Source organism: Nocardia sp. CA-128927 (assembly GCF_050955855.1).
Classification (GTDB): Bacteria; Actinomycetota; Actinomycetes; order Mycobacteriales; family Mycobacteriaceae; genus Nocardia.
On record NZ_CP192087.1, the window covers coordinates 9,890,310 to 9,917,072 of the forward strand.

Here is a 26,763-nt window from a genome sequence, read left to right on the forward strand (position 1 = left end):
TCAGTCGATGTCGGGTGGCGGGGTGGCGAGCGGCCAGCCGCCTGCGGCGAGGTGCGAGGCCACCCGGGCGACGTCGACGTCGGCCGGCTGTTCCTTCGCGACCCGGGCGATGGCGTCCTCGATCTCGGCGCGGGTGATCTCGCTGTCCGGGTTCGACGCCGCCAACTCCTCGGCGATCGCGACCACCTCGAATTCGGTGAGGTGCCGGTGCAGCACGGCGAACAGCGCCACATAGTCGGAACGCGGGATGCCCTGCGGGTAGCCCGCGCGCAGCCAGCCGATGATTCGGCCGAGCACGCTCGGCCGAATCTCTGCGGATTTCGCTTGATCGGTCACATCTCGCCCTTCAGGCCTGTCCGAACAGATGGATGCCGAACTTGGCGGCAATGAAAGCCTTTGCGGTATAGAGAATTCCGGTGACGATCGCGGCGATGATCAGCCCGAAGCACACCACCGCGACGCCGAGCGCCGGGTAATTGCGTTGCGCGACACGGCCGTCCGCGGCGACCGTGTCGCCAGCCGACCAGAACCGCACCCCGACGGCGAACACCAGCGGTAGCCCGGCGCCGAGAATCAAACCGGCGAGCATGACTTTCCAGAGCGCGTTCAGATTCGTGATGAGCGTATGCACGTCTACTCCTCCTAAACCTGCGCCGACCGGGTCGACTTGCCCGGCTCCGCGGCCGCCGTGCCGGATTCTGCACCATCTTCGCGAGCCGCGCCGCTCGGCTGCACCACATCGACCGGATCGGTCGGGCCGCCCGGCGTGTCATCCGGCCATTCGTTGACGTTGCTGGTGTCCACCGGATCCCGGCGCGACCGCACGTACATCAGACCCGACAACCCGAGCAGGATCGCGAACACCACGAGCACACCGGGCAGTCCGCCGATGAAGTGCGCGATCGCCCAGCACGCGGCACCGGCCAGACCGGCGAGCGGCAGCGTGAGCAGCCACGCGACCACCATGCGGCCCATCACGCCCCAGCGCACCTCGGCGCCCTTGCCGAGCCCGGTGCCGAGGATCGAGCCGGTCGCGGTCTGCGTGGTCGACAGCGGCAGCCCGAAGTGGGCGGAGCTGAGAATGATGGCCGCCGACGCGGTTTCGGCCGCGAGACCCTGCGGCGATTCGATCTCCACCAGGCCCTTGCCGAGCGTCCGGATGATGCGCCAGCCGCCGAGGTAGGTGCCCGCCGCGATGGCGAGCGCACACGCGGCCATCACCCATATCGGCATGTCGGCGTTCTTGGTGAGCGTGCCGTGCGCGACCAGGGCCAGGAAGATCACGCCCATCGTCTTCTGCGCGTCATTGGTGCCGTGCGCCAGCGAGACCAGCGAGGCCGAGCCGATCTGACCCCAGCGAAAGCCGGTTTCCACCTTCTCGGGATCGGACTTCTTGGTGATCCGATAGACCAGCCAGGTGCCGAGGGCCGACACACCCGCCGCGACGATCGGAGCGAGGACGGCGGGCAGAATGATCTTGGTCAGCACCCCGTCCGAGCCGGCGGCCCAGATCACCCCGCTGAAGCCGAGCGCGGCGAGAGTGGCACCGATCAGGCCGCCGAACAGTGCGTGCGAGGAACTCGACGGCAGGCCGAACAGCCAGGTGAGCAAGTTCCAGAGGATGCCACCGACTAGACCGGCGAACACGATGATCAATAGGTCATGGCCTTGCACCGCATCGAGCCGGACGATGCCCTTGGCCACGGTGGCGGCAACCGCCACGGAGAGAAATGCGCCGACCAGATTCAGCACTGCCGATAACGCCACCGCGACGCGAGGCCGCAGCGCGCCGGTGGCGATCGAAGTCGCCATGGCGTTCGCGGTGTCGTGAAAGCCGTTGGTGAAATCGAATGCGAGTGCTGTGACGATGACGATCAGGAGAACCAGTAATTCGACGGTCACGTGTCCAGTGTGCGGCACAGGTCAATACGATTGCCAGGTGGTTGCAGTTCACCGCGAGTCGTCGGTGCGTTAAGTTGGATCCTGTCCTCTATCGGCCCGGATTCCGTCGTCTATCAGCCGAATCGGGTGCAGCCCTGAGTCGCTGGTTTGCCCGCAAATCGATCTTCGATCCAGGCGTAGGAGCCCGGAATACCGCTGGTGCTGACGATGAAATGTTCACCGAGATATACCTGAAAATCCACCTGGGTCCCGCCCCGGCACCAGTCCCGATAGAGGTTCTCCGCCCCGGCCAGCGGCACCCACCATTCGTTCAGGCCGTGATACATGAACACCGGGATGGTCGGCGGCAGCGCGCCGAGCCGATTCTCGGCCAGAATCTCCCTAATGAACGGCAGCTCGGTCGGTGCGGGCACATCGGTGAGCGCCTGCACCGGAATGGGCGCGACGATCCCGACGGACTCCTCGTGCGCCATGCAGAAGTCCTTGCCGATCCGCGCGAGGCGCCAGCCGTTGTCGTTCATCAGGCCGAGCATCTCCGGGTACTCGCGCGCCAGACCCAAGGTCGCGGCGAGGAAGATGCCGGATGCGACGTCCTTGCCGTTCATGGTGTGCAGCAGCATGTCGAAGTCGGCGGGCACACCGCCGAACGCGACGCCGACCAGATTCAGCTCCGGCGCGTAGCGCGGTGCCAGCTGCGCGGCCCAGGCCGAGGCGAGGGCACCGCCGGAATAGCCGGTGATCGCGGTCGGCGACTCGGGCCGCAGGCCGAGCTCCGGGGTGCGCACCGCGGCCCGGATCGAATCGAGCACGGCGTGCCCGGCCATCAGGCCCGCCGCGTACGCCTGACGTGGCCCCTGGTGATCGGGCACCAGCACCGCGAAGCCCTTGGACAGCGGGATCTGCGCCATCCACAACTTGCTCGACACCATGCGCAGCTCGTAGGACGGCGCGCACTGGTTTCCGAGGGAGTCGATCGCCGGATTCAGGGTCACCAGCGGACGCGGTCCCTCGCCGGTCCACGGCGTCGCCGGTGTCAGCAGGGTGGCGACGACCGGGACGGGGTTACCCTTCGCATCGGTCGACCGGATCAGCAGCTCGGTCGAGTTCAGCGCGACCCCGGTTACCCCGGTGCCGCCGGGACGAGACGCGAGAACCGTTCCCGGGGTCCGGGTTTCGAAGCCGGTCGGCGGTGTATAGAACGGATCGCCCAGCGGCGTCGGCATGGCGTCGGCGATCTCGCGGGACGGAAAGAGCAGATCATCGATCGGATTCGCGTGCGCGAACGTGCCGAGCACCGCGCTCACCGCGACGACCGCGGCCAGCGCCATCGCGCGCAGCCGCCACACCATAGAACCCAACCGTCTTCCCCGATCCCGAAGCAGATACCTGCCGAACCCACTGCAGTCTGGTCTCGCCCCCTCACCCCTGAGGAGCCCTCACTTGCAGTGGCAGAACAATCCTCGCACCACCCGCCGCCAACCGCTCGACATCGCCGAGACTCCCGCGAGTCGACGGCGAACAGGAAACAGCAGCGGCGAATCGCGAGTGGCAGTCCATCATGTCCCGCGCGGGGAACGGGTTACGGGAGGAGGGCACGGACAGTGTCGATCGTGTCGGCTTCCGCGGGTTCCTTGTCGGGGCGGTAGCGGACCACCCGGGCGAAGCGGAGGGCCACGCCGCCGGGGTAGCGCGGGCTGACCTGTACTCCGTCGAGGGCGATCTCGACGACGAGTTCGGGCCGCAGGTAGACGGTGTGCTCGTCGCGGTCGCGTTCGTGGCGCGGGAATTCGGTTGTCTGCCATTGTAGTAGGGCGTCGGTGAGGCCCTTGAAGGTCTTGCCGACCATGACGGGGTCGCCGGTTTCCGGGTCGCGGGCGCCGAGGTGCAGGTTCGATAGGTAGCCGGTGCGGCGTCCGTAGCCCCATTCGGCACCGAGGACCAGCAGGTCGAGGGTGTGCGTCGGCTTGATCTTCTGCCAGGCTCGGCCGCGCCTGCCCGCCGCGTAGGGCGCGGACAGCGACTTGATCATCACGCCTTCGTGGCCTGCGGCGAGTGCGTCGTCGAAGTACTCCGCGGCCGCTTCTTCATCGGGGCGAATCAGTGCGGGAATGCTGTGTGCGGCAGCCACTTTCGCGAGTGCGGCGCGGCGTTCGGACAGCGGGGCATCGAGTAGATCCGCGCCGTCCAGGTGTAGGCAGTCGAAGAAATACGGGTGTAGCAACAGTTCTCGGGTGGAGTTGACCTCGGAGAAACGGCTCATCGTCTCCTGAAAGGGGCGTGGTCGTCCGGCATCGGTGAGCGCCAGAGTTTCACCGTCGAGCACCACGCTGGTGCAATCGAGCCCCGCGACCAGCTCGACCAGTTCCGGCACGCTCGCGGTGATGTCGCGCAGCGTCCTGGTGAACACCCACACCCGCGAACCGTCGCGATGCACCTGAATCCGTGCGCCATCCATCTTGATCTCGACGCTCACCTCACCGTCGAACTCGGTCAACGCCCCGTCCAGCGTCGCACCGGGCGACGCGAGCATCGGCTGGATCGGTCGCCCCACCTCGAGGCGGAACTCGCTCAACGCCTCGACACCGCCGGTCAGCGCCGCCATCGCGGTCATCGGCAGCCGTCCGGACAGCATGTACGCCCGACGCACCAGTTCGATCGGCACCCCGGCGGCCACGGCGACGGCCTCACTGACGATCGCGGTGAGCGCCCCTTGGCGTAGCTCACCGGTGAGCAGGCGCAGCAGGAACGCCTGCTCGTCCGCGGTCGCGGCGGTCCACAGCGCGGTGAGCAAGTCTTTGCGCCGCGCCGCCGATCCGGTGCCGGACGTCGCGGCCAATTCGGTGAGCGCGGCATCGACCGCCGAAACCGTCAGCGTCGCAACGAGTGCCGGAGTAGTGTCCACTGCGGTGAGGGTGCGCCACCCGGTGCCGATCCGCCCCTGGCGTAGCTCGCCGGATGCCCAGGCGACCACCGGCGCGAGTTCGTCCGGCGCGGCGGCGGTCAGCAGCTCGGCGAAGGCGGCGATCTTCGTCTTGCGTGACCTGGTCGCGCGGACCGTCTCCGAAGCCTGGACGACATGCGAGAACAACACCCGTCGACGGTATCGCGTGCCTGTGACATAAAGCTCAACACTAGTGCTAATTCCCCATTGGCACGGTTGCGAAATCGGCCATAAACTGGACGGATGGCCAAGACTTACGTCGGGGCGCGGCTTCGTCAGCTGCGCACCGAACGGGGGCTGAGCCAGGTCTCACTCGCCCAGAAGCTGGAGATCTCGGCGAGCTACCTCAATCAGATCGAACACGACGTGCGTCCGCTCACCGTTCCGGTGCTGTTGCGGATCAGTGAGGTGTTCGGGGTCGACGCCACCTTCTTCTCCTCCCAGGACGACACCAGGCTCATCGCCGAACTCCAAGAAGTCGTGATGGACCAGGAGCTGGGCATCGAGGCCGACACCCAGGAGATCGCGGACATGGTTTCTGCGCACCCGAGCATGGCGCGCGCGCTCGTCAACATGCACAACCGCTACCGCAACACCTCCGCCCAGCTGGCCGCCGCCACCGAGGACCGGTTCGCCGACGGTTCGGGCAGCGCGGCGATCAGCAAGCCACACGAGGAGGTGCGCGACTTCTTCTATCAGCGGCAGAACTACATTCACGAATTGGACACCGCCGCAGAGGAACTCACCGCGCGCATCCGATTCCACGGCGGCGACGTGAACAGCGAGGTCGCGCGGATCCTGCGCGCGCACGACGTGCGGATCGTCGAACGCATCGACCTCGGCGAGGGCGTGCTGCACCGCTACGACGAGGACACCCAGCGGCTGGAGATCGCGCCGCACCTGTCCGGCGGCCAGCGCACCTTCAAACTCGCCGCCGAGCTCGCCTACTTCGAGTGCGGCGACCTGCTCGAAAAGCTGGTCGAGGAGGGCAATTTCGCCTCCGAGGACACCCGTAAGCTGGCGATGCTGGGGCTGGCGAACTACTTCGCGGCGGCGACCGTGTTGCCCTACACGCACTTTCACGAGGTCGCCGAGGATTTCCGCTACGACATCGAGCGCCTTTCGGCGTTCTTCACGCAGAGCTACGAGACGATCTGCCACCGGCTTTCGACGTTGCAGCGGCCCAAACTGCGCGGCGTGCCGTTCTCCTTCGTCCGGGTAGACCGGGCCGGAAACATGTCGAAACGCCAGTCCGCCACCGGTTTCCACTTCTCCGCCAGCGGCGGCACCTGCCCGCTGTGGAACGTCTACGAGACCTTCGCCTACCCCGGCAAGATCATGACGCAGATCGCCCAGATGCCCGACGGGCGCAAGTACCTATGGGTCGCCCGTACCGTCGAGCGCCGGGCCACCCGCTACGGACAGCCCAGCAAGACCTTCGCCATCGGCCTCGGTTGCGAACTGCGGCACGCGGGCCGGGTCATCTATGCCGACGGCATCGACCTCGACGAGGTGCAGCCCACCCCCATCGGCGCGGGTTGCCGGGTATGCGAACGCCTCAACTGCCCCCAGCGCGCCTTCCCGCCCCTGGGCAAGGTCCTCGACATCAGCGAACACCGCAGCTCGGTCTCCCCGTACGTGCTGAAGTGATCGCAACGCGACACCAGATCGGCGCGGCCATCCCAGTCTCGGACCTGCGTGGCCGCACTCCGGCGTGCTGGCTCGGCTCCAACTACGCCGTCTACTGATAGCCCAACGCATGACAAAGGCCGACTCGCTGTATCGCGTGTCGGCCTTCGCCGTTGAGCCTGGTAAGGCGTCGGCTCATGCCACGGCCAGTGCCCTCCTTTGGACGCGCAGTCCGATCAGAGTCATGACCAGCGCGATGACCAACAGCACGGCCAGGGTCCAGGCGAGGGCCGAGAACCCGTGCGGCGCAGCGGCTGCCGCGACCAGCGGGCCCACCGTGGCACCCACGTAGAAGGTGAACATCGCGACCGACATTGCGGCGGCACGAGATTCACCGCCGAGCTCGCCCGCGCTCTGCAGCACCGCGGGGCCGATGACGCCGAGGCCGCCCACCAGGACGGCGAGCAGGATCGTCAGAACCGCCAGGTGCGATCCCTCGAAGGTGGCCGCCACCATCGCGGCCGCCGCGACCAGGACGCCGAGCATGATCTGGTAGTGCTTGGTCAACCGGGCCAGCGGGATCGCCAGCAGCGGCAGCGCCACCATCACCGGCAGGGCGCCCGCACGCAGCGCGAGCAGTTCGCCGGAACCCTTGACCACACCGGTGAGTTCGAGACCGGTGTAGACGCCGACCATCACCGCCATGCTCATCGAGCCGGCCACCAGCATCGGCAGCAACGGACGGATGCGCAGCACCGCCGGGATGGCGGCGTAGCTGTGCCGCAACGGAAGATCGCGCCCCGTCGGTTCGTCCTCGAGCATCACCCGGCGCAGCACGACCGCGAGCACCGCGAAGACGACGGCGGAACCGATGAACATGGTGCGCCACGGGAACGAGGCGACCACGGCCTGCGAGACGATCTGCGCGATCACCGTCGCGGCCAAGAACGAGGTGGCCACCGACATGGTCGCCACGGCACGATGCGCGGGCGTGATCCGGGTGGCGACATAGGCCATGATCGCGGGCGGAATAGACCCGACGACCAGGCCCTGCACGATCCGCAGGGCGACTGCGATCGGCGCACTGAACGCCATACCGGTCAACAGGGTGACCACTGCGGCGACGAGCATGCCGGTCATCAGCACCCGGCGGTGTCCGTAGCGGTCCGACAGCGGCCCGAACAGCACGAAGCCGCCCGCGTAGCCGAAGGCGAACGCGCTGATGATCCAAGTCATCGCGCCCGCGCCGACGTTCCAGTCCGCTTTCATGGCCGTGAACAGGGGTATCGGGATGTACATCTGGCCGGTCGCCAGCAGGGCGGACAGCACGAAAACAGGCACGGTGCGCGCGGTGTGTGCGCGCGGGGATGCGCTCAGGGTGGGCGCGGCGGCCGGAGTACCGGTCGTGAGCGGAAGAGTCGGCGTTGCCATGGAGACGACATTAGGTCTGCGACAGATCAGTTGTCAACCAAATAGTTGGTTTAAAGTGATGGTAAAGTCGGAGCCATGACGGCCACCATCAAACGCAGCGACGCGACCAAACAGGCGCTACTGCGTGCCGCGCGTGCCGAATTCGCCGAATACGGCCTGGCAGGCGCCCGCGTCGATCGCATCGCCGAGGCGGCCGGAGTGAACAAAGAGCGCATCTACGGCCTGTTCGGCAGCAAGGACAAGCTGTTCGACGTCATCCTGATCGACACCATGCGCGAGTTCATGGACGTGGTCCAACCCTTGACCGAGACCGACCCCGCCCGGTACGTCGGCAAGCTGTTCGACTACCACAACAACAACCCGCAACTGCTGCGGCTGCTGCTGTGGGAGGGCCTGCACCGTGGCGTCGACGCGCACGACATCGACGGCTGGCGCGCGCAACACTACGAGCAGAAGTTCGACAGGGCCATCGAACAATTCGGCATCGACGCGCAGTACGCCGGTCGCTTGTTGCTCGCGCTGTGTGGCATGTCCAACTGGAGCCTCGCCGTGCCGCAGACCACCCGGCTGCTGCTCGGCAACGCCGCCGAAGACAAGGACGCGACCCGCGAGTTCATGCAGGAATTCGCCATGGCGGCGATGCGCAACCTCCCGCCCGCGATGAAGCAGCGCGGGTCGGTCGCAGCACCGGAAAGCACACCGGTCAATGAGTTGACCACCCCGGTCGACCAGTCCACCAGGGTCGACCGAGCAGCGCAACGCCTACGCGAAGCTCAGGCAGCGGCCGACGCGGCCCGCGACGAACTGGCCGCCGCCCTGCGCGACGCGCACGCCGAAGGCACCAGCGCCAACCAGCTCGCCCGCGATGTGTCGGGCACGCTCTCGCGCCCGGTGGTGCTGAAACTGCTCGCCGACTGAATGCCCGAAGGCGCCCTCACCCGGTCCGGCCGAGTACAGGACGCCTTCGATCGAAGCAGGCCGCGGCTCAGAACGCCGCTTCGTCCAGCTTCATGATGTCGTTGTCGAGCGCGGCGATGATCGCCGTGTTCGCGGTCAACTCCGGCAGCACGTTCTTCGCGAAGAAGCTTGCCGCAGCGACCTTTCCGGCATAGAAGGCCCGATCCTTCTCCGGCGCTTCGGCGGCCAGTGCGGCGGCCGCGATCTCGGCCTGCACCAGCAGCCGCCAGCCGATGAGCAGATCACCGACCGAGAGCAGGAAGCGCACCGAGCCGAGGCCGACCTTGTACAGCTCGGCCGGATCCTGCTGGCCCGCCATCAGGAAGCCGGTCAGCGTGGCCGCCATCGCCTGCACATCGCCCAAAGCCGTACGCAGCAGCTCGCGTTCGGTCTCGAACCGCCCGCTCTTGGTGTCCAGGAACGCCGCGATCTGTCCGGTGACGTGCCCGATCGCCACGCCCTTGTCCCGAATGATCTTGCGGAAGAAGAAGTCCTGCGCCTGGATCGCAGTGGTGCCCTCGTACAGCGAGTCGATCTTCGCGTCCCGGATGTACTGCTCGATCGGGTAGTCCTGCAGGTAACCCGAACCACCCAGCGTCTGCAGCGATTCCGTCAGGTACTGGTAGGCCCGCTCCGAACCGACACCCTTGACGATCGGCAGCAGCAAATCGTCGACCCGGTGCGCCAATTCGGCGTCCGCGCCCGAAACCAGCTGCGCCACATCGGGATTCTGATGCGCCGCGGTGTACAGGTACACCGCGCGCATGCCCTCGGCGTACGCCTTCTGCAACGCCAGGCTGCGGCGCACGTCCGGATGCCGGGTGATCGGCACGCGCGGTGCGGCCTTGTCGGTCATCTGGGTCAGATCGGCGCCCTGTATGCGCTCTTTGGCGTACTCGAGCGCGGTCAGGTACCCGGTGGACAGCGTGCCGGTGGACTTGATGCCGACCACCATGCGCGCGTTCTCGATCACCTGGAACATCTGCGCGATGCCGTTGTGCACGTCGCCGACCAGCCAGCCGACCGCGGGTACGTCGCCGCCGAAGGTGAGCTCACAGGTGGGCGAGGACTTCAGGCCCATCTTGTGCTCGAGATTGGTGGCGTACACGCCATTGCGGGCGCCGAGCTCCAGCGTCTCGGCATCGAACAGGAACTTGGGCACGTAGAACAGCGAAAGGCCCTTGGTGCCGGGGCCCGCACCCTCGGGGCGGGCCAGCACCAGGTGGAACATGTTTTCCGCGGTGTCGCCGACATCGCCGCCGGAGATGAAGCGCTTGATGCCCTCGATGTGCCAGGTGCCGTCGGGCTGTTCGATCGCCTTGGTGCGGCCCGCGCCGACATCGGAGCCCGCGTCCGGCTCGGTCAGCACCATGGTGCCCTGCCAGCCGCGTTCGTAACCCTCGGTGGCCCAGTGCTGCTGCTGTTCGTTGCCGACGTTGTAGAGCACCGAGGCCATCACCGGGCCCATGTTGAAGAAGCTCGCCGCCGGGTTGGCGCACATGATCATCTCCTGGACGGCCCACACCACCGCGGCGGGCGCGGGTGTGCCGCCCATGCCCTCCGGCAGTCCGAGCCTGCTCCAGTCGGCGTCGCGCACGGCTGTGATGGTCTTGCGCAGCGGGTCCGGCACCGTGACGGAGTAGTTGGCCGGATCGAATTCCACCGGATCGCGGTCGGCGGGCGCGAAGGACTCCGCGATCGGCCCCTCGGCCAGCCGCTTCACCTCGGCCAGGATCTCGCGCACGGTATCGGAGTCGAGATCGCCGTAGGCACCCGTGTCGAGCAGCTTGTCCAGCCCGAACACCTCGAACAGATTGAACTCGATGTCACGCACGTTCGCCTTGTAGTGACCCACGACGGTCCTCCCAGGTTTCGGCCGTTTTGACGTTGTACAAACGCAGCCTGCCGTACCGCGGCGACGCTACGCAACCGTAGGCTCGCCGCCACCTCACCGGGGTTCACCAGACGGTAACCGCAAACGTTCACACGGTCGAAACAGACGAAATGGACTCGTCATCGAGAGATATTCCGGCGCAACAACTTCTGTCTAACGTTCGCACCACGGATACACCGCCTGTATACATCCCGGTCGACAGCTCTGACCGGGGCAAAGGCGGAGGTATTCGCCGCGGTGCACGTCGCGCCGCCGAACTACCTGATGAAGTGAGAAGGGTCCCGCCCCATGTCAGATTCCCGTGCCATCCATCGACACCGCTCCCGGCGCATGGTCAAGGCGGTGGCGGTACCTACCGCAGTGGCGCTCGCCGGTTTGTTGCTGACCGCCTGTGGCGCCAAGGACGACGCCACCACGACCGGCTCGAACGCCGCCTCCTGCGTCGACACGTCGAAGGATTCGATCAAGATCGGTTCGCTGCACTCGCTGTCCGGCACGATGGCCATTTCCGAGGTCACCGTCGCCAACTCGACCAAGCTGGCGGTCGACCAGATCAACGCCGCGGGCGGGGTCCTCGGCAAGAAGATCGACCTAGTCCTCGAGGACGGCGCCTCGGATCCGAAGACCTTCGCCGAGAAGGCCGAGAAGCTGGTCAGCTCCGACTGTGTCGCGGCGGTATTCGGCGGCTGGACCTCGTCGAGCCGCAAGGCGATGAAGCCGAAGTTCGAGAGCCTGAACTCGCTGCTCTACTACCCGGTGCAGTACGAGGGCCTGGAAGACAGCAAGAACATCTTCTACACCGGCGCGACCACCAATCAGCAGATCATTCCGGCCCTGGATTACCTGAAGCAGAAGGGCATCACGTCCCTCTACCTGGTCGGCTCCGACTACGTCTTCCCGCAGACCGCCAACCGCGAGATCAAGGCGTACGCGAAGGCGAACGGCATCGAGATCAAGGGCGAAGACTACACTCCGCTCGGCTCGACCGACTTCTCCACCATCGTGAACAAGGTGCGTAATGCCAAGGCGGGCGCGGTGTTCAACACGCTCAACGGCGACTCGAACGTGGCGTTCTTCCGTGAGTACACCAACGCGGGCCTGAAAGCCGCTGAGATGCCGGTGGTTTCGGTGTCCATCGCCGAGGAAGAGGTCGCGGGCATCGGCGCGCAGAACGTCGCCGGCCAGCTGACCGCGTGGAACTACTACCAGACCGTGGACAGCCCGGTGAACAAGAAGTTCGTCGCGGACTACAAGGCCGCGTTCGGCGCGGACAAGCCGACCTCGGACCCGATGGAGGCCGCGTACGCCTCGGTCTTCCTGTGGAAGAACACCGTGGAGAAGGCGAAGTCGTTCGCGGTGGCCGACATTCAGGCCGCGGCCGACGGCGTGACGTTCGAGGCGCCCGAGGGTCTGGTCACCGTCGACGGCTCGAACCATCACATCACCAAGACCGCCCGGATCGGTGAGATCCGGCCGGACGGGCTCATCTACACCGTGTGGGACTCGGGCAAGGCCGTTGTGCCGGACCCGTACCTGAAGTCGTACGACTGGGCCAAGGGCCTCAAGTAATTCGAACCCGTTCGCGGCCCGTCTCGCGTCCGAGCTGTCGAAGCGCATGCGCCGCAGGCGCGAGTCTCGACAGCTCGGACGCGAGGCCCACCCGTCGCCCGACCGCCACCCCTCATCGAATCGCTGCGCGATGCGGGCGCGCCGGGGGGCCGCGAACACGCCGCGCCCGCGCGGCCAATAACACAGGAGTCCGTATGGACGTCGTGATCGGCCAGCTCTTCACGGGGCTGAGTCTGGGATCAATTCTGTTGCTCGCCGCGCTCGGTCTGTCGCTGACCTTCGGTCAGATGGGCGTGATCAATATGGCGCACGGCGAGTTCATCATGGCCGGGTGCTACACGACTTATGTTGTGCAGAAGGTCATTTCGTCGGCCGGTGTGTCGCTGGTGGTGTCGCTGCTGGTCGGCTTCCTGGTGGGCGGCCTGCTCGGCGCGGCGTTGGAGATGGGTCTGATCCGCTGGATGTACGACCGGCCGCTGGACACCCTGCTGGTCACCTTCGGTGTCGGGTTGGTGCTACAACAGCTCACCCGTGACATCTTCGGCGCGCCCGCCAAGAATGTCGTTGCGCCGGAATGGCTCAGCGGTGGGGTCACCATTCTCGGCGCGGTGGTGCCGAAGAGCCGTATCTTCATTCTGGTGCTCGCGGTGGCGGCGGTGATCATCCTCGCCACGGTGATGAAGACGACGCCGATGGGGCGCCGCATCCGGGCCGTCGTGCAGAACCGCGGGTTGGCCGAAACCAGCGGTGTATCAAGTCGTTTCACCGATATCAGCACGTTCTTCATCGGTTCGGGCCTGGCCGGTGTCGCCGGTGTCGCGCTCACGCTGATCGGTTCGACCAGCCCGACCATCGGGCAGAGCTATCTGATCGACGCCTTCCTCGTGGTGGTAATCGGCGGGCTCGGCCAGATCAAGGGCACGGTGATCGCGGCGTTCGCGCTCGGCCTGCTCAACTCCTACATCGAGTACTCGACGACCGCGTCGATCGCGAAGGTCATCGTGTTCGTCGTCATCGTCATCTTCCTGCAAGTTCGTCCGCAAGGTCTGTTCACGGTCCGCACAAGGAGTCTCGCATGACCACGCTGATTGAACGGTGGCGCGCGCACTCGACCCTGACCGCATTGGGCGGCTTCGGTGTCGCCGCGATCCTGCTGTTCGCGGTCGCACCGGCCGCGCTCAGTGACTTCCGGTTGAACCTGCTGACCAAGTTCCTCTGCTTCGCGATCGTTGCGGTGGGCATCGGATTGGCTTGGGGCCGAGGCGGAATGCTGACGCTCGGCCAGGGTGTGTTCTTCGGCATCGGCGCGTACATCATGGCGATGCATCTGCAGATGGCCGATGCCGCGCGGCTCGGCAACGACGTGCCGGAGTTCATGGAGATCTCCGGCATTCGCGAATTGCCCTCGTTCTGGCAGCCTTTCGCGTCCGGGCCGGTGGCGATCATCGGCATCCTGGTGCTGCCCGCGCTGGTGGCGGCGGTGCTCGGGTACGGCGTGTTCAAGCGTCGGGTCAAGGGTGCCTACTTCGCCATCCTGAGTCAGGCGCTGGCGGCGGCGCTGGCGATCCTGCTCACCGGGCAGCAGGCCATCGGCGGCTTCACCGGGCTGTCCGACTTCCGCGCCTTCTTCGGATTCAAGCTGTCCGATCCGGCGAACCGGAAGATGCTGTTCTTCATCGCGGCGGGCACGCTGCTGGTGGTGGTCGCGCTGGTGCGTCAGCTGATGCGCAGCCGGTACGGCGAACTGCTTGTCGCGGTGCGGGATCAGGAGGAGCGGGTGCGCTTCCTCGGGTACGACCCGGCGAACGTCAAGATCGTCGCGTACGTCGTCGCGGCCTTCTTCGCCGGGATCGCCGGTGCGCTGTTCACGCCGATCGTCGGCATCATCTCGCCCGCCGACATCGGCGTGGTGCCATCCATCGCGTTCCTCATCGGCGTCGCGATCGGCGGCCGGACAACCCTGCTCGGACCCGTACTGGGTGCGATCGGGGTGGCCTGGGCGCAGACGGCGTTCTCCGAGGAGTTCCCGTCCGGGTGGACCTACCTGCAAGGCGTGCTGTTCATCGTGGTGATCGGCTTCATCCCGGCCGGGTTGGCCGGAGTGTGGCCGATGCTGAAGGGATTGCTGGACAGCAGATTCCGTCGGCCGACGCCCGCCGTGCCCGCATCGGTAGTCGTCGAACCGCAACCCGAGATCGAGCCGGAGAAGGTGGAATCCCGATGACCACAACCACACCCGAGCCGAAGCTCGGCGGCAATGCCGGAATGTCGAGCGAGTACCTCGAAATCCGCGGTCTCTCGGTGAGTTTCGACGGCTTCAAGGCGGTGACCGATGTCGATATCACCGTGCTGCAAGGCGATCTGCGCTTTCTGATCGGCCCGAACGGCGCGGGCAAGACGACGCTCATCGACGCCATCACCGGCCTGGTTTCGGCGACCGGGTCTGCGCAGAAGACCGGCGTCGAGCTGCTCGGCAAGAAGGTGCACCAGATCGCCAGGCTCGGCATCGGCCGCACCTTCCAGACGGCGAGCGTGTTCGAACAGCTCAGCGTGCTCCAGAATCTCGACATCGCCGCCGGTGCGGGCCGTTCGGCGCTCACCATGCTGCGGCGGCGCAAGTCGGTGCTGCCCGGCATCGAGGACGCACTGGAGATCACCGGGCTCGGCGGCCTGCGGGACAAGCCCGCCGGTGTGCTCGCGCACGGACAGAAGCAATGGCTGGAGATCGGCATGTTGCTGGTGCAGAACGCGTCGGTGCTGTTGCTCGACGAGCCGGTCGCGGGCATGAGCGCCGAGGAGCGCGAGGAGACCGGAAACCTGTTGCGGCGCATCGGCGGCGAACGCATCGTCGTCGTGGTCGAGCACGACATGGACTTCATGCGCTCGTTCGCCAGCTCGGTGACCGTGCTGGCCGGCGGCAAGGTGCTCAGCGAGGGCACCGTCGAAGAGGTGCAGGCGGATCCGAAGGTGCAGGAGGTCTATCTCGGCACCGCCGCGGCGATCGGGACCGCCCTCGAAGTCGAATCAACGGTTAAGGAGCCTGTCTGATGCTCGAGCTCACCGATATCCACTCCGGCTACGGCCGCACCGAGGTGATTCACGGTGTGTCGGTGACTGTTCCGGACGACAGCGTGGTCGCCATCATGGGACACAACGGCGCGGGCAAGACCACGCTGTTGCGTACCGCGGTCGGGCTGATCGGGACCAAGTCGGGTCAGATCAAGTTCGACGGCGAGGTGATCACCAAGCTGTCCCCGTCGCGGCGGGTGCGCCGCGGTCTCGCGTATGTGCCGCAGGGCCAACAGAGTTTCCCGCAGTTGACCACCGCGGAGAACCTGCAGGTGGTCGCCGACGGCCGCAAGCGCGGCAAGGCGCTGATCGACGAATCGCTCGACCTGTTTCCCGCGCTGCGAGAACTGTTGAGCCGCAAGGCCGGTCTGCTCTCCGGCGGGCAGCGCCAGCAGTTGGCGATCGCCCGCGCGCTGATCACCGAGCCGAAGCTGCTCATCCTCGACGAACCCACCGAGGGCATCCAGCCGTCCGTGGTCGCCGAAATCGAGCGCACCATCATCGATCTGACGCAGCGCGGCGGGTTGAGCGTGCTGTTGGTGGAGCAGCACATCGGCTTCGCGCTGCAGGCGGCGCAGCGCTATTACATCCTGGCGTCCGGTCAGGTCACCTCCACGGGCGCGGGCGGCGCCGGCGCGGAGACCGCGGTTCGCTCGGCGATGGCGATCTGAGCTGACCACCATGCCACGCGGGGGGCGGATCCCGTTGCGCGAGCGCGTGTACGACTCGCTGCGCCGGGATCTCGCCACCGGCGTCTTCGTGCCGACCGAACGGCTCGGCGAGGAACGTCTGGCGGAGATCTACGGGGTATCGCGCACGCCGGTGCGGGAGGCGCTCGCCCGGTTACAGGCCGATGGGCTGGTCGTGCGGCATTCCGACGGGCTGTACCCGTATCGGCCGCGACTCGATGAGCTCGACCACCTTTATGAACTGCGAATAGTGCTGGAGGCCAGAGGAATTCAACGTTCCGGTAGCGACTCTGCCAGGTCCGCACACGATCTCGACCTGATTCGAGCCGAGCTGTATACCTGGCGCACGCTGCGGGACAACCCGCCGGAGCCCGGTCCTGCGCTTGTGGCCGACGAGCAGTTCCACACCACCCTGCTGGCGGCCGCGGGCAATATCGCACTGGCAGACGCACTCACCGCGGTGCACACCCGGGTGCGCCCGGTCCGCACCCTGGACGTGCCGACGCCGGATCGCATCGCCACCATGACCGCCGAGCACATCACGATCGCCGAACAACTCCTGTCCGGGAACGTGAAGGCCGCGCTGCACACCCTGACCACGCACATCGACATCTCTCGCGCCCACGTGCTCGCCCGCGCTCAGCGTGCGCTCGAACTCACCAAACTGGCTCGGGCCGTGCGGGATTGAGCTGCACGTCCGCCCCCGAACACGTTCGGGCAGTGGACGATCGATGCGCTCAGCAGTCCTGCTGGAACGGCCAGCAGGCGTGGTACGACGTCGGGGGCGGCGTGGTGGTCGGCGTGACGCTCGTTTCCTGCGGCTTGGGATGCGAGGAGTCATGGGCCAGCGAGTTGGCGATCACGCCGATCACCGCGAGCATTCCGACGATCGCCAGGCCGACGACGGCCCACCCGGCGTACGAGTGTCGTTTCGTCGGGACGCCCGGCATCGGGTCGACCCGCGGCTTGGGCGGGCGCGGGATAACACTCGGTGACTCCTGCGCCACCTGCTCGAACCCGGCGGCGACCAGGTCGGCGCGGGACGGCGCGAGCTCGGCGAGGCCGAGCGCGGTGCAGTCGCCGATCACCCGGTCGGCCGTCCATTTCCGCGGTCCGGCCGAGAAACCTTCGAGGTAGATGCGCAGTTCGGTGGCGTCGGCGACATTGCCGACCACAACATCCAGGCCCGGTCGCAGGTTGGTGCGCGACGGCCGCACCACCGCGCCGCGGAACGGAACCAGAACAACGGCGCCGCAGACGTGGCCCGGATCGAGCAGCGCTCGCTCGAGCGTGGTCTTCACCGCGGAGATGCCGTGTTCCAGCCGATCGGACGGGCTGCCGGACGGTTCGTCCAGGTCCGCGTCCGCATCGCTGATCTTCCACGGGCTGTCCGCGGCGATGCTGAGAATGCCGCTCTGTCTGCGGCGGAAGCCTTTGACCTCGAGCACGGTGAGCCCGCGCGGCGTCCAGATCACCGCATCGATCTGCCGGTCGCCGACCTGCAGGTCGATCATGGCGAGGGCGGCCGATGGGTAGGAGCGCAGGCATTCGACGAATTCTTGTTCAGCACCGGAGAGCTGCGCCCCCGGCTTGACCCTCACCAGCATGTCGAGCTCGTCCGCCTCTCCACGTCGTCAGGCCGTGCTAGCTGAGCGCCGCGAACGCTGCGCTGCTGACCTGCGGTCGAGTGCATGGCGAGCTCTGGGTGCCCCCACGAGTTACCCATCTCCGCACGAAATCGATCGTAACGGTGTAATCGCCAGCGTGCGCAGGCAATTCGACACCGCGCTGACCGGCGGACCGCTTGGTCTCGATCGCAGCCCTCGATCCGGCGCGTACTCGCCGGTAGGCTGACGACTCGGCCCGGCACCGCCTGGCCGCCCACCCCCTCACGCGGAGGAGCCGACCAAGCATGGTTTCAGCGCTGCGACCACGCATTTCGCCCGGACGCCTCCGGGAGCTGGGTCCGATCAACTGGGTTGTCTGGCAGGTGCTTTCCAAGGCCGCCGGCACCGATGACGCGCACCTGTTCAGCACCCTCGGTCGCACCAAGGGACTGTTTCGCGGCTGGCTGCACTACTCGGGCAAACTCATGCCCGGCGGGCGGCTGCCACGGCACGAGTCGGAGCTGGTCATCATTCGCGTCGCGCACCTGAGTGGTTGCGAATACGAGATGGACCACCACGTTCGGCTCGGCAAGCGAGCGGGGGTGACCTCGGAGATCCTCGAGCGGCTGCGCACCGGGCCGGACGCACCGGGTTGGTCGGACAAGCATCGCGCGCTGCTCGCCGCCGTCGACCAGCTGGTGCAGACCCGCGACCTGGACGACGCGCATTGGACGTCACTGGCCGAGCACTACGACGAGCGCAGCCTCATCGAGATAGTCCTGCTGGTGAACCAGTACGAGGGGCTGGCCTCCACCATCACCGCCCTCCGGATCCAGCGCGACGGGGTCTAGCAGGCGCACACCTCTTGATTTCCCGCACAGGGATTCGCATGCGATTTCATATGCGAGAAATCAGAAGGTGTGCGCGAGTCGGGTTGGTGCTCAGTGTTTTTCGATGAGCTGGGCTAGGCCGTCGAGTACTCGGGCGAGGCCGAATTCGTAGGCGTGGTCGGCGCTGTAGGCGGAGTCGTAGGTTTGACCCGCGGTTGACCCGACTCGGGCGCCCACCGGGAACCGCTTCGCGTCGAAGACCTGCGCCAGCAGCGGGGCCGCACGCTCCCACCACTGGTGATCGGACATCGCGCTGTCCGCAGCGGCCCGCGCGGTGTCGATGGCGATGCGGGCCACCGAGGTGACGAAGCCGAGGACGTAGGTGAGCGACGCGTCGATCGTGACGTCGTCCAGGCCGAGACCCTCGAACGCGCGGAGCTCGTGGTCGTACTTGGCGGCCATGCCCGGCCCGAGCGGCGGGCGGGTGGTCGGCAGGTAGGCGACCCATGGATGGCGGGTCAGCATGGTGCGGTTCTCGACGGCGATGGTGGCGACGCGCTCGCGCCAGGGCAGATTCGACAGATTCGCGCGGTCCATCTCGCCGTAGACCTTGTCGACCATCAGATCGATCAGCTCGGCCTTGCCGGGCACGTAGGTGTAGGTGGCCATCGGGGTCAGTCCTAGCTTGGAGGCGACCGCGCGCATGGTGAGCGCGCCGATATCCTCCGCGTCGGCGATCTCGATGGCCGCCGCGACCACGGCATCCACGCTGCTCTTCTGCCTCGGTCCGCGCACCGGCGCCGGGCTGCTGGACATCCGCCACAGCAACTCCAGGGTGCGAACGGGATCGCCCGCGCTGCTGCGATCCTGCTTGCCGCGGCGCTGCGTCTTCTGCTCGCCGGAACGAGGTGTCTTCTGCTCGCCGGAACGAGGTGACTTCGCTTCGCCAGAGCGAGGTGACTTCGCTTCGCCGGAGCGAGATGCCTTCCGTTCGCCGGAGCGATGCGTTGCCTCTTCGTCGGAGCGCTGCGACTTCTCGTCGCTGGAGCGATGCGCCGAACCGTCGTCCACCCTGCCTCCTCACCTGGTCGCCCCGAATCGTATCGGCGTGACGCAGGTCATAGTGCGGCCGCCCGGGAATTCTTCTACAAAGTACGGCGTACTAAGTATAGAGTTAATTCACGGCCTCGAGGAGCACCTATGAACATCACCGCTTCCGCCATCTCCCTCAACGTCACCGATCCGCCGGCCTCGGCGAAGTTCCTGATCGACCACCTCGGCTTCACCGAGAAGATGTCGGCCGACGGGTTCGTCTCGCTGGATCGGCCCGATGCCGGGCTCAACGTGATCTACCTGCGCACCGGGCTGAAGTCCTTCAAGCCGAAGAGCGCCGCGGGCAGCGCGGGCGAGGGACTGCTCGTCGTGTTCGTCGTCGAAGACATCGACGCGCAGTACGCCAGGTTGCAGGGCGAGGGGGTACCGATCGTCACGCCGATCGAGACCGAGGAATGGGGTGAGCGCTACTTCCAGATGCGCGATCCGAACGGCATCATCCTGCAACTGGTCCAGTGGGTATAGCCGCACATACCTGATGTCCCGCACACCGTTTCGGCGTGCGGGACATCAAAAAGGTTGCAGCCGTGCGGATCTCAGCTGAGCGATGCGCGGAACACCTCGACGGCGGTGGCCGACGGCCGTCCGAGCAGCTTCTGCAGATCGCCGCTGGTCACATCGAGGATGCCCTTGGTGATGCCCGCATCCGCGTCGGCGAGCACCTTCGCGTCGGCGGCAGGCAGTCCGGACTGCTCGAGGGCGGCGGCATAGTCGGCCTCGGGCAGATCCTGATAGCGGACCGGCTTGCCGGCGGCATCCGAAATCGCCTGGGCCAGTTCGGCATAGGTGAGGCGCTCGTCGCCGCCCAGCTCGTACACCTGCCCGGCGTGCCCATCGGTGGTGAGCACCTTCGCGGCCGCGTCGGCGTAGTCGGCGCGCGCCGCGCCCGCTACCCGGCCCTCGCCCGCGGCGCCGTACAGGACGCCGGATTCGACGGCGCTCGCCAGGCCGCCGAGGTAGTTCTCCCAGTACCAGCCGTTGCGCAGAATCGCGTGCGGGACAGTCGAAGCCGCGAGTGCCGCCTCGGTGCCGATGTGCTCCTGCGCCAGGATCAGCGGGTTCTCCGTCGCCTGCGGAATGCTGGTGTAGGCGAGCAGTTCGACGCCAGCGCGCTCGGCGGCGCGAATGACGTTGGTGTGCTGGGCTACTCGGGCGCCGAACTCATTGCCGGAGACCAGCAGCACCCGGTCGACTCCGGCGAGCGCGCGGTCCAGCGAGTCGGCGTCGTCGTAGCTCGCCTGCCGGACATCGACACCCTGCTCGGCCAGATCGGTGACCTTCTGCGGATCGCGCACGATCGCGACCACCGGAGTGGCGCCCTCGCGCAGCAGCGCCTGTACGACGAGACGGCCCAGCTGTCCACTGGCACCGGTCACGGCAACGGTCATAACTACCTCCACGAGTTCGTACGGTTCGCTAAGCACTAACTATTAGTAAGTACTATGCATTCATACACCACTGCGGTCAAGTTGGGTACTATTGATTTCATGAGTACGCAGCGCACATCGTCGCCAGACCTGGACGATCCGACGCTGGAACCTGACGTATTCGCCAAGAACTGCACGTCACGGCCGGTTTTGCAGAATGTGGCGAGCCGCTGGGGCATCCTCGCCCTGGTCGCGCTGCGCGAGGGTCCGTACCGGTTCAGCGCGCTGCGCAGGCGGGTCGACGGGGTCAGCGAGCGGATGTTGTCGCAAACCCTGCAGGCCCTGGAACGCGACGGCATGGTGCATCGCGAGGTGCACGAGACCATCCCGCCGCGCGTCGAATACACGGTGACCGAGCTGGGCGCCCAGGTCGCCGACCATCTCGAATCGCTGATCCAGCTGGTGGAGCGGAGCATGCCGCAGGTCCGCGAGGCCCAGGCGGCCTACCACCGCGACTGAGGCGCGCCGGGGAAGAGACCCGGATCACTACCGGTTGAATAGCGGCATGGAACTCGCCCAAGCAGTCGACTTCGCCCGCGACCATCGCCGGTCCGTGCTGACCACCATCCGCCGCAACGGCCGCCCGCAGCTGTCCAACGTGTTGCACGTGATCGGCGGCGACGGCATCATCCGCGTCTCCATCACCGCCGACCGCGCCAAGTATCACAACCTGGTCCGTGAGCCGTGGGCCGCCATCCACGTCAGTCGCGAGGACTTCTTCGCCTACGCCGTGGTGGAGGCCATCGCCTCGGTCACCCCGGTGGCCGCCGACCCGCACGACGACACGGTGGAAGCGCTCGTCGACTACTACCGCACCGCGAACGGCGAACACCCCGACTGGGACGACTATCGCCGCGCCATGGTCGCCGACCGCCGCGCCCTCGCACTGCTCACCCCGACGCACGCGTACGGGATGCTCTGATCAGTGCTGCATCAGCTCCGAGACGGTGACGAATCGGTAACCCTGAGCACGTAATTCGCTGACGATCCGGGGTATCGCGGCCAGCGCGGGCGCCGCCCACTCGTGCATGACATGCAGCAGGATGATCGAGCCGGGGCGCGCCTCGCGCACCGCCTGTGCCGCGATCTCGTCGCTGGTCGCGGTCTCGCCGGAGTCGGGCTCGACATCCCAGGTCACCGAGGTGCGATCGTGATCGGACAGGTACTTCGGCAGCGACCAGAGCTTCTTGCCATAGGGCGGGCGGAAGGTAATCGGGCCCCGGTAGCCGGTTTTCGCGATTTCGGCGTCGGTGCGTTCGATCTCGTCGCGGACGGTACTCGCGGAGCTGAAGACCATCCGGCGGTGGTGGTAGCTGTGGTTGCCGATCTCGTGCCCGGCCTCGGCGATCGCCCTGCCGTATTCGGGGTGCGCCGCGAGATCACCGCCGACCAGGTAGAAGGTGGCCGTAACCTGCTGCTCGGCAAGCATCTTCAAGACACCGGGCGCGCGGTCGGTCGGCCCGTCGTCCAAAGTGAGCGCAACCACCTTGTCGCTGGTATCGACCCGGTTCACCAGCCGCCCGGCCAGCTGGAAACTGCGCGAGTTCATCAGGTAGTACCCGCCGACTGCCGACACCAGTAACACGACAAGTACCAGCGCTCCGCCGATCAGCCACTTACGCATCATCGCTGTCTAGCAAACCTGCGACCACACCACCAGACCTGAATCCGCTCGCCGCGCACTAGTTCGCCTGCCGCGCACTGTTTCGTCATCGATTCCGCGCGCGGCAGGCGAAAACCTGCGCGGCGAGGCAGGACCGGCATACTCGGCGCACGAAAAACGGTGGCGGCCGGACCGTTTGGTCTGGCCGCCACCGTTCGGCTGAGCAGTGGGGATCAGAAGTTGATCATGTGGCCGGCGAGCCCGTGGAAGGCTTCCTGCAGTGCCTCGCTGAGCGTCGGGTGGGTGTGCACGTTGCGGGTCAGCTCGTTGATGGTGAGGTCCCACTTCTGCGCCAGGGTGAGCTCGGGCAGCAGCTCCGAGACGTCCGGACCGATGAGGTGGCCGCCGAGCAGTTCGCCGTACTTGCTGTCGGCGACCAGCTTGACGAAACCGGTGGGATCGCCGAGGCCGTGCGCCTTGCCGTTGGCGGTGAACGGGAAGGTCGCGACCTTCACGTCGTAGCCCTCGTCGCGGGCCTGCTGCTCGGTCAGGCCGAAGCTGGCGACCTGCGGCTGGCAGAAGGTGGCGCGCGGCATCATCCGGTAGTCACCGAGGGTGACGGTGTCCGCGCCCGCGATGGTCTCGGCGGCGACGACACCCTGCGCCTCTGCGACGTGGGCGAGCTGCAGCTTCGCGGTGACGTCGCCGATGGCGTAGATGTTCGGCACGTTGGTGCGCATGTAATCGTCGATCGCGATGGCGCCGCGGTCGGTGAGCTGGACGCCGGCCGCCTCCAGGCCGTAGCCCTCGACGCGGGGCGCGAAGCCGACGGCCTGCAGCACCTTGTCGACGGTGACCGTCTCCACGTTGCCGGACTTGTTGTCCTTGATCGCGACGGTGACCTTGGACCCGTCGTCGTCGATGGACTGCACGGCGGCACCGGTGGTGATGGTGATGCCGAGCTTCTTGTACTGCTTGGTGATCTCCTTGGAGACGTCGGCGTCCTCGTTCGGCAGCGCGCGGTCCAGGAACTCCACGATGCGCACGTCGACGCCGTAGTTCTTGAGGACGTAGCCGAACTCCATGCCGATGGCGCCCGCGCCGACGATCAGGATCGAGCCGGGCAGGTCGCGGGTGAGGATCTGCTCCTCGTAGGTGACCACGTTGGCGCTGAGCTGAGTGCCCGGCAGCAACTTCGTGACGGTACCCGCGGCGATGATCGCGTTGTCGAACGTGATCGTCTCGCTGCCGCCCTTGGACAGCTCGACCGTGAGGGTGTTCGCGTCGGTGAAGGTGCCCTTGCCGTCGAACTCGTCGATCTTGTTCTTCTTCATCAGGAAGTGGACGCCCTTGACCCGGCCGTCCGCCACCTTGCGGCTGCGATCGAACGCCACGCCGAAGTCGAAGCTCACCTCGCCCGAGATCCCGAAGGTCTTGGCTTCCTTGGTGAAGATGTGCGCCAGCTCAGCGTTACGCAGCAACGCCTTGGAAGGGATGCAGCCGACGTTCAGGCACACACCGCCCCAGTACTTTTGCTCGACGATCGCGGTACGGAGGCCTAACTGTGCCGCACGGATGGCGGCGACGTAACCGCCAGGACCGGCACCGAGAACGACAACGTCGTAATGGGAAGTCACGACACCGAGCCTAACTCTGTCGCTGGGAGTTGGCCCACCGGTCCCCCACAACAATGAGCCGTGGGCCACACCTGGCCGCATGTTCGGTGTTCACGAGACGGCGCGAGTGGCGAATCAGACAATTCGACTCGCTAGTGTTGGGCCGTGGTTGGGAGTCGATCGGCGGGCAGTGACGCGCTCGCGTCCCCCATCGACAACACCGCTTCGACGCATCTGATCCGCTTGGTCCGCGACACCGCCCGGCGGGCCGGGGTCGGGGACGATCGGCTGGCCGCCATCCACGGGATCGATGACGCGGCGCTGGCCGGGGAGCTCAATCGGATTCCGCTGAGCTCACTGGTACGGCTCTGGGAGCTGCTCGCGGAGGTCAGGCCGGAGCCGGGCGCGGGGCTCGCGGTGGTCGACGCCGCGCCGCTCGGGACCTTGACCACCTGGGACTACCTCGTCACGAACGGGCCGACGCTCGCCGACACGTTGCGCAGCGCGCAGCCGTACCACCGGTTGGTCACCGCGGCCGCGGAAGGGTTCGATCTCGAGCACGACGGAGATCTCACGGTCGGCTTCCGCACCACCGCGGGCGACCCGGCGGTCGCGGCGGTGATCAACGAGTACGTACTCGCCTACTACCTACGGCGCGCTCGCGAAGCCACCGGCCGACACGTGATCCCGGCCCGCGTCGCCTTCAGCCGCGCAGCACCGAGCAAGCACGACGCGCTCCTCGACGCCTTCGGCACCGACCGCATCGAATTCGACGCGCCCGCCGACGCCATCACCTTCACCGCGGCGGACGCCACCGCCACCTTGCCGCGCGCCGACCCGATGCTGGCGGAGCTGCTGCGCAGCCACGCCGACATGGTGCTGGCCACGGCGCGGACGATCCCCGGCCCGATGGAAGCCTTCCGCGGTGCGCTGGCCGCCGCCATCGCCACCGGTGACGCGTCGCTGGCTACGGTTGCCCGTCGGCTGGCCGTCAGCCCGCGCACACTACAACGTCAGCTGGCCGAACACGGCACCAGCTGGCGCGCCGAATACGACCAGGTCCGCTACGAACAGGCGAAAACCCTACTCGCCGAAGGGCATTTGACCACCGCCGCCATCGCCGACCGCCTCGGCTTCACCGACGACCGGGCCCTCCGCAAGGCCGTCCACCGCTGGACCGGCGCCTCCCCCACCAACCTCAGGACCAGCTGACCCGCGCCGAACGAGACATGGTCGGATGCGCCAGCGGCAGATCAGACGTGTCGCGTTTGGACCGGGTGGTGGCGTTTGCGGACCTGGGAGCGGGGGTTTCGGGCTCATAGCGTTAGCCGTACCGGATCGAAGCGGTTCGGCAGAGTCACCGAAGAAGAGGCAGAGCAATGAGCGTTCAGACCGATCAGGCAGCGGGCACCACTCCGGAAAACGGCGGGCTGCCGCGTACCTCGCGGGAGATCCAGCTGGCGGCGCGACCGACCGGAGCACCGACCGCGGAGCATTTCTCGTTGGTGGAGAAGCCGATTCAGGAGCTCACCGACGGGCAGATCCTGGTGCGCAACACCTGGATGTCGGTGGATCCGTACATGCGGGGCCGGATGGACGATCGCCCGTCCTACATCGCACCGTTCCAGTTGGGCGAGGCGCTGGAGGGTTCGGCGGTCGGCGAGGTGATCGCCTCGAAGTCGGCGGACATCGCGGTCGGCAGCACGGTCTCGCACTTCGCGGGGTGGCGGGAGTACGCGGTGCTCGACGCGGCCGTGGTGACCCCGATCGACACCTCGCTCGCCGCGACGCACCACTTCCTCGGCGCGCTCGGCACCACCGGCCTCACCGCGTACGCGGCGCTGACCGACGTGGCACGGGTGAATCCCGGTGACACCGTGTTCATTTCGGCGGCGGCGGGCGCGGTGGGCAGCGTGGCCGGGCAGATCGCCAAGGCGCTCGGCGCGGCCAAGGTGATCGGCTCCGCGGGCGGGCCGGCCAAGACCAGGCTGTTGCTCGACGAGTTCGGCTTCGACGCCGCGATCGACTACCGGGCGGGTGACCTGGCCGGGCAGCTCGCCGCGGCCGCGCCCGACGGCATCGACGTCTACCTGGACAGCGTCGGTGGCGAACATCTGCGGGTCGCCGTCGATGCCATCCGTCCGAAGGGCCGGGTCGCGCTGGTCGGTGCGATCAGCGGCTACAACGGTGGCACCGGCGCGACGGGCCCCGACCTGTACAAGGCTGCGACACGGGAGGTTTCGCTGCGCGGCATGCTGGTGAACAGCTACTTCCCGATCTTCGGCGAGTACGTCGGGAAGGCCGCCGCCTGGCTGGCCGACGGGACGATCCGCACCACGGAGACGGTCTACGAGGGGCTCGAGCAGGCACCGGCCGCCTTCCTCGGCGTGCTCTCCGGTGCGAACACGGGCAAGATGCTGGTTCGTCTCGGGTGAACTCACCCTGTTCAGGGGTGTGTGGCGCGACCGATTCGGTCGCGCCACACC

General features: G+C 66.9%; 26 protein-coding genes. 14 read left to right on the forward strand and 12 right to left on the reverse strand.

From position 1 onward, the window contains the following. The 5 genes from ACQPW1_RS45885 to ACQPW1_RS45905 form a co-directional block, all read right to left on the reverse strand. The gene (locus ACQPW1_RS45885; protein ID WP_433660011.1) at positions 1-336 is read right to left on the reverse strand and encodes a DUF3349 domain-containing protein; all 336 of its coding nucleotides are present in this window, start codon (positions 334-336) and stop codon (positions 1-3) included. 10 nt (positions 337-346) lie between these two features. Continuing rightward, a complete protein-coding gene (locus ACQPW1_RS45890; RefSeq protein WP_433660012.1) occupies positions 347-631 on the reverse strand; it encodes a hypothetical protein in 285 nt (94 codons plus the stop codon). 11 nt (positions 632-642) lie between these two features. Next, positions 643-1,902 (reverse strand): anion permease, encoded by a 1,260-nt coding sequence (locus ACQPW1_RS45895; RefSeq protein WP_433660014.1) that lies wholly within the window; start codon positions 1,900-1,902, stop codon positions 643-645. Positions 1,903-2,015: 113 nt separating this feature from the next. Then, positions 2,016-3,251 carry a lipase family protein gene (locus tag ACQPW1_RS45900; protein WP_433665535.1) on the reverse strand — a complete coding sequence of 412 codons (1,236 nt, stop codon included), beginning with the start codon at positions 3,249-3,251 and terminating at the stop codon, positions 2,016-2,018. Between the two features lie 230 nt (positions 3,252-3,481). Further along, the gene (locus tag ACQPW1_RS45905; protein ID WP_433660016.1) at positions 3,482-4,993 is read right to left on the reverse strand and encodes an ATP-dependent DNA ligase; all 1,512 of its coding nucleotides are present in this window, start codon (positions 4,991-4,993) and stop codon (positions 3,482-3,484) included. Positions 4,994-5,086: 93 nt separating this feature from the next. On the opposite strand from ACQPW1_RS45905, the gene ramB reads away from it, so the two are divergent. Continuing rightward, complete coding sequence (gene ramB / locus ACQPW1_RS45910; protein ID WP_357385222.1) at positions 5,087-6,493, forward strand: acetate metabolism transcriptional regulator RamB; 1,407 nt, start codon at positions 5,087-5,089, stop codon at positions 6,491-6,493. 174 nt (positions 6,494-6,667) lie between these two features. Here the strand turns inward: ramB and ACQPW1_RS45915 are convergent, their stop codons facing one another. Beyond that, positions 6,668-7,903, reverse strand: coding sequence for an MFS transporter (locus ACQPW1_RS45915; RefSeq protein ID WP_433660019.1), 1,236 nt, complete (start codon positions 7,901-7,903; stop codon positions 6,668-6,670). A 75-nt stretch (positions 7,904-7,978) separates the two neighbouring features. Between ACQPW1_RS45915 and ACQPW1_RS45920 the strand changes: the two genes are divergently transcribed. Next, positions 7,979-8,821: a TetR/AcrR family transcriptional regulator gene (locus ACQPW1_RS45920; protein WP_433660021.1), complete on the forward strand. Its 843-nt coding sequence runs from the start codon at positions 7,979-7,981 to the stop codon at positions 8,819-8,821. Positions 8,822-8,888: 67 nt separating this feature from the next. Here the strand turns inward: ACQPW1_RS45920 and ACQPW1_RS45925 are convergent, their stop codons facing one another. Further along, a complete protein-coding gene (locus tag ACQPW1_RS45925) occupies positions 8,889-10,715 on the reverse strand; it encodes an acyl-CoA dehydrogenase (protein WP_433660022.1) in 1,827 nt (608 codons plus the stop codon). A gap of 369 nt (positions 10,716-11,084) precedes the next feature. Between ACQPW1_RS45925 and urtA the strand changes: the two genes are divergently transcribed. The 6 genes from urtA (at position 11,085) to ACQPW1_RS45955 (ending at position 16,769) form a co-directional block, all read left to right on the forward strand. Then, entirely contained in the window at positions 11,085-12,323 is a 1,239-nt protein-coding gene (urtA, locus tag ACQPW1_RS45930) for an urea ABC transporter substrate-binding protein (RefSeq protein WP_433665536.1), read from the forward strand. 194 nt (positions 12,324-12,517) lie between these two features. Further along, positions 12,518-13,402, forward strand: coding sequence for an urea ABC transporter permease subunit UrtB (gene urtB, locus ACQPW1_RS45935; protein ID WP_433660024.1), 885 nt, complete (start codon positions 12,518-12,520; stop codon positions 13,400-13,402). Beyond that, positions 13,399-14,547: an urea ABC transporter permease subunit UrtC gene (urtC, locus tag ACQPW1_RS45940; RefSeq protein WP_433660025.1), complete on the forward strand. Its 1,149-nt coding sequence runs from the start codon at positions 13,399-13,401 to the stop codon at positions 14,545-14,547. Before urtB ends, urtC begins: the two co-directional genes overlap by 4 nt. Next, positions 14,544-15,371 (forward strand): urea ABC transporter ATP-binding protein UrtD, encoded by an 828-nt coding sequence (urtD, locus tag ACQPW1_RS45945; RefSeq protein WP_433660026.1) that lies wholly within the window; start codon positions 14,544-14,546, stop codon positions 15,369-15,371. Before urtC ends, urtD begins: the two co-directional genes overlap by 4 nt. Beyond that, the gene (urtE, locus tag ACQPW1_RS45950) at positions 15,371-16,063 is read left to right on the forward strand and encodes an urea ABC transporter ATP-binding subunit UrtE (protein ID WP_433660028.1); all 693 of its coding nucleotides are present in this window, start codon (positions 15,371-15,373) and stop codon (positions 16,061-16,063) included. The genes urtD and urtE overlap by 1 nt, the downstream gene beginning before the upstream one ends. 10 nt (positions 16,064-16,073) lie before the next feature. After that, positions 16,074-16,769, forward strand: coding sequence for a GntR family transcriptional regulator (locus ACQPW1_RS45955; protein ID WP_433660029.1), 696 nt, complete (start codon positions 16,074-16,076; stop codon positions 16,767-16,769). 49 nt (positions 16,770-16,818) lie between these two features. On the opposite strand, the gene ACQPW1_RS45960 is transcribed toward ACQPW1_RS45955, so the two are convergent. Then, positions 16,819-17,688, reverse strand: coding sequence for a nuclease-related domain-containing protein (locus ACQPW1_RS45960; protein WP_433660031.1), 870 nt, complete (start codon positions 17,686-17,688; stop codon positions 16,819-16,821). A 317-nt stretch (positions 17,689-18,005) separates the two neighbouring features. Between ACQPW1_RS45960 and ACQPW1_RS45965 the strand changes: the two genes are divergently transcribed. Further along, complete coding sequence (locus tag ACQPW1_RS45965; RefSeq protein ID WP_433665537.1) at positions 18,006-18,539, forward strand: carboxymuconolactone decarboxylase family protein; 534 nt, start codon at positions 18,006-18,008, stop codon at positions 18,537-18,539. A gap of 90 nt (positions 18,540-18,629) precedes the next feature. Here the strand turns inward: ACQPW1_RS45965 and ACQPW1_RS45970 are convergent, their stop codons facing one another. After that, positions 18,630-19,589 carry a TetR/AcrR family transcriptional regulator C-terminal domain-containing protein gene (locus tag ACQPW1_RS45970; RefSeq protein ID WP_433660033.1) on the reverse strand — a complete coding sequence of 320 codons (960 nt, stop codon included), beginning with the start codon at positions 19,587-19,589 and terminating at the stop codon, positions 18,630-18,632. Positions 19,590-19,718: 129 nt separating this feature from the next. Here ACQPW1_RS45970 and ACQPW1_RS45975 point away from each other — a divergent pair, with 129 nt between their 5' ends. Next, positions 19,719-20,096: a VOC family protein gene (locus ACQPW1_RS45975; protein ID WP_433660035.1), complete on the forward strand. Its 378-nt coding sequence runs from the start codon at positions 19,719-19,721 to the stop codon at positions 20,094-20,096. Positions 20,097-20,167: 71 nt separating this feature from the next. Here the strand turns inward: ACQPW1_RS45975 and ACQPW1_RS45980 are convergent, their stop codons facing one another. Then, positions 20,168-21,019: an SDR family oxidoreductase gene (locus tag ACQPW1_RS45980; protein WP_433660037.1), complete on the reverse strand. Its 852-nt coding sequence runs from the start codon at positions 21,017-21,019 to the stop codon at positions 20,168-20,170. A 99-nt stretch (positions 21,020-21,118) separates the two neighbouring features. Between ACQPW1_RS45980 and ACQPW1_RS45985 the strand changes: the two genes are divergently transcribed. Together ACQPW1_RS45985 and ACQPW1_RS45990 are read left to right on the forward strand one after the other, a co-directional pair. After that, positions 21,119-21,517 carry a winged helix-turn-helix transcriptional regulator gene (locus tag ACQPW1_RS45985; protein ID WP_433660038.1) on the forward strand — a complete coding sequence of 133 codons (399 nt, stop codon included), beginning with the start codon at positions 21,119-21,121 and terminating at the stop codon, positions 21,515-21,517. A 46-nt stretch (positions 21,518-21,563) separates the two neighbouring features. Continuing rightward, positions 21,564-21,980, forward strand: coding sequence for a PPOX class F420-dependent oxidoreductase (locus ACQPW1_RS45990; RefSeq protein WP_433660040.1), 417 nt, complete (start codon positions 21,564-21,566; stop codon positions 21,978-21,980). Here ACQPW1_RS45990 and ACQPW1_RS45995 read toward each other — a convergent pair whose 3' ends face one another. Together ACQPW1_RS45995 and lpdA are read right to left on the reverse strand one after the other, a co-directional pair. After that, positions 21,981-22,685 (reverse strand): polysaccharide deacetylase family protein, encoded by a 705-nt coding sequence (locus ACQPW1_RS45995; protein WP_433660042.1) that lies wholly within the window; start codon positions 22,683-22,685, stop codon positions 21,981-21,983. Positions 22,686-22,894: 209 nt separating this feature from the next. Continuing rightward, on the reverse strand, positions 22,895-24,298 hold the full coding sequence (gene lpdA, locus ACQPW1_RS46000) for a dihydrolipoyl dehydrogenase (protein WP_433660044.1): 1,404 nt from the start codon (positions 24,296-24,298) through the stop codon (positions 22,895-22,897). Positions 24,299-24,442: 144 nt separating this feature from the next. On the opposite strand from lpdA, the gene ACQPW1_RS46005 reads away from it, so the two are divergent. Beyond that, on the forward strand, positions 24,443-25,489 hold the full coding sequence (locus ACQPW1_RS46005; RefSeq protein ID WP_433660046.1) for an AraC family transcriptional regulator ligand-binding domain-containing protein: 1,047 nt from the start codon (positions 24,443-24,445) through the stop codon (positions 25,487-25,489). A gap of 167 nt (positions 25,490-25,656) precedes the next feature. Further along, positions 25,657-26,712, forward strand: coding sequence for an NADP-dependent oxidoreductase (locus ACQPW1_RS46010; RefSeq protein ID WP_433660048.1), 1,056 nt, complete (start codon positions 25,657-25,659; stop codon positions 26,710-26,712). Positions 26,713-26,763: the final 51 nt, after the last annotated feature.

Excerpts from the sequence above, each read along its gene's own strand:
- ACQPW1_RS45980 (WP_433660037.1), bottom strand. The coding sequence starts at position 21,019 with ATGACCGTTGCCGTGACCGGTGCCAGTGGACAGCTGGGCCGTCTCGTC.
- ACQPW1_RS45915 (WP_433660019.1), bottom strand. The coding sequence starts at position 7,903 with ATGGCAACGCCGACTCTTCCGCTCACGACCGGTACTCCGGCCGCCGCG.
- urtA (WP_433665536.1), top strand. The coding sequence starts at position 11,085 with ATGGTCAAGGCGGTGGCGGTACCTACCGCAGTGGCGCTCGCCGGTTTG.
- ACQPW1_RS45995 (WP_433660042.1), bottom strand. The coding sequence starts at position 22,685 with ATGATGCGTAAGTGGCTGATCGGCGGAGCGCTGGTACTTGTCGTGTTA.
- ACQPW1_RS45975 (WP_433660035.1), top strand. The coding sequence starts at position 19,719 with ATGAACATCACCGCTTCCGCCATCTCCCTCAACGTCACCGATCCGCCG.
- ACQPW1_RS45960 (WP_433660031.1), bottom strand. The coding sequence starts at position 17,688 with ATGCTGGTGAGGGTCAAGCCGGGGGCGCAGCTCTCCGGTGCTGAACAA.
- ACQPW1_RS45900 (WP_433665535.1), bottom strand. The coding sequence starts at position 3,251 with ATGGTGTGGCGGCTGCGCGCGATGGCGCTGGCCGCGGTCGTCGCGGTG.
- ACQPW1_RS45955 (WP_433660029.1), top strand. The coding sequence starts at position 16,074 with ATGCCACGCGGGGGGCGGATCCCGTTGCGCGAGCGCGTGTACGACTCG.
- urtB (WP_433660024.1), top strand. The coding sequence starts at position 12,518 with ATGGACGTCGTGATCGGCCAGCTCTTCACGGGGCTGAGTCTGGGATCA.
- ACQPW1_RS45990 (WP_433660040.1), top strand. The coding sequence starts at position 21,564 with ATGGAACTCGCCCAAGCAGTCGACTTCGCCCGCGACCATCGCCGGTCC.
- urtC (WP_433660025.1), top strand. The coding sequence starts at position 13,399 with ATGACCACGCTGATTGAACGGTGGCGCGCGCACTCGACCCTGACCGCA.
- urtD (WP_433660026.1), top strand. The coding sequence starts at position 14,544 with ATGACCACAACCACACCCGAGCCGAAGCTCGGCGGCAATGCCGGAATG.
- urtE (WP_433660028.1), top strand. The coding sequence starts at position 15,371 with ATGCTCGAGCTCACCGATATCCACTCCGGCTACGGCCGCACCGAGGTG.
- ACQPW1_RS45920 (WP_433660021.1), top strand. The coding sequence starts at position 7,979 with ATGACGGCCACCATCAAACGCAGCGACGCGACCAAACAGGCGCTACTG.
- ramB (WP_357385222.1), top strand. The coding sequence starts at position 5,087 with ATGGCCAAGACTTACGTCGGGGCGCGGCTTCGTCAGCTGCGCACCGAA.
- ACQPW1_RS45985 (WP_433660038.1), top strand. The coding sequence starts at position 21,119 with ATGAGTACGCAGCGCACATCGTCGCCAGACCTGGACGATCCGACGCTG.
- ACQPW1_RS46010 (WP_433660048.1), top strand. The coding sequence starts at position 25,657 with ATGAGCGTTCAGACCGATCAGGCAGCGGGCACCACTCCGGAAAACGGC.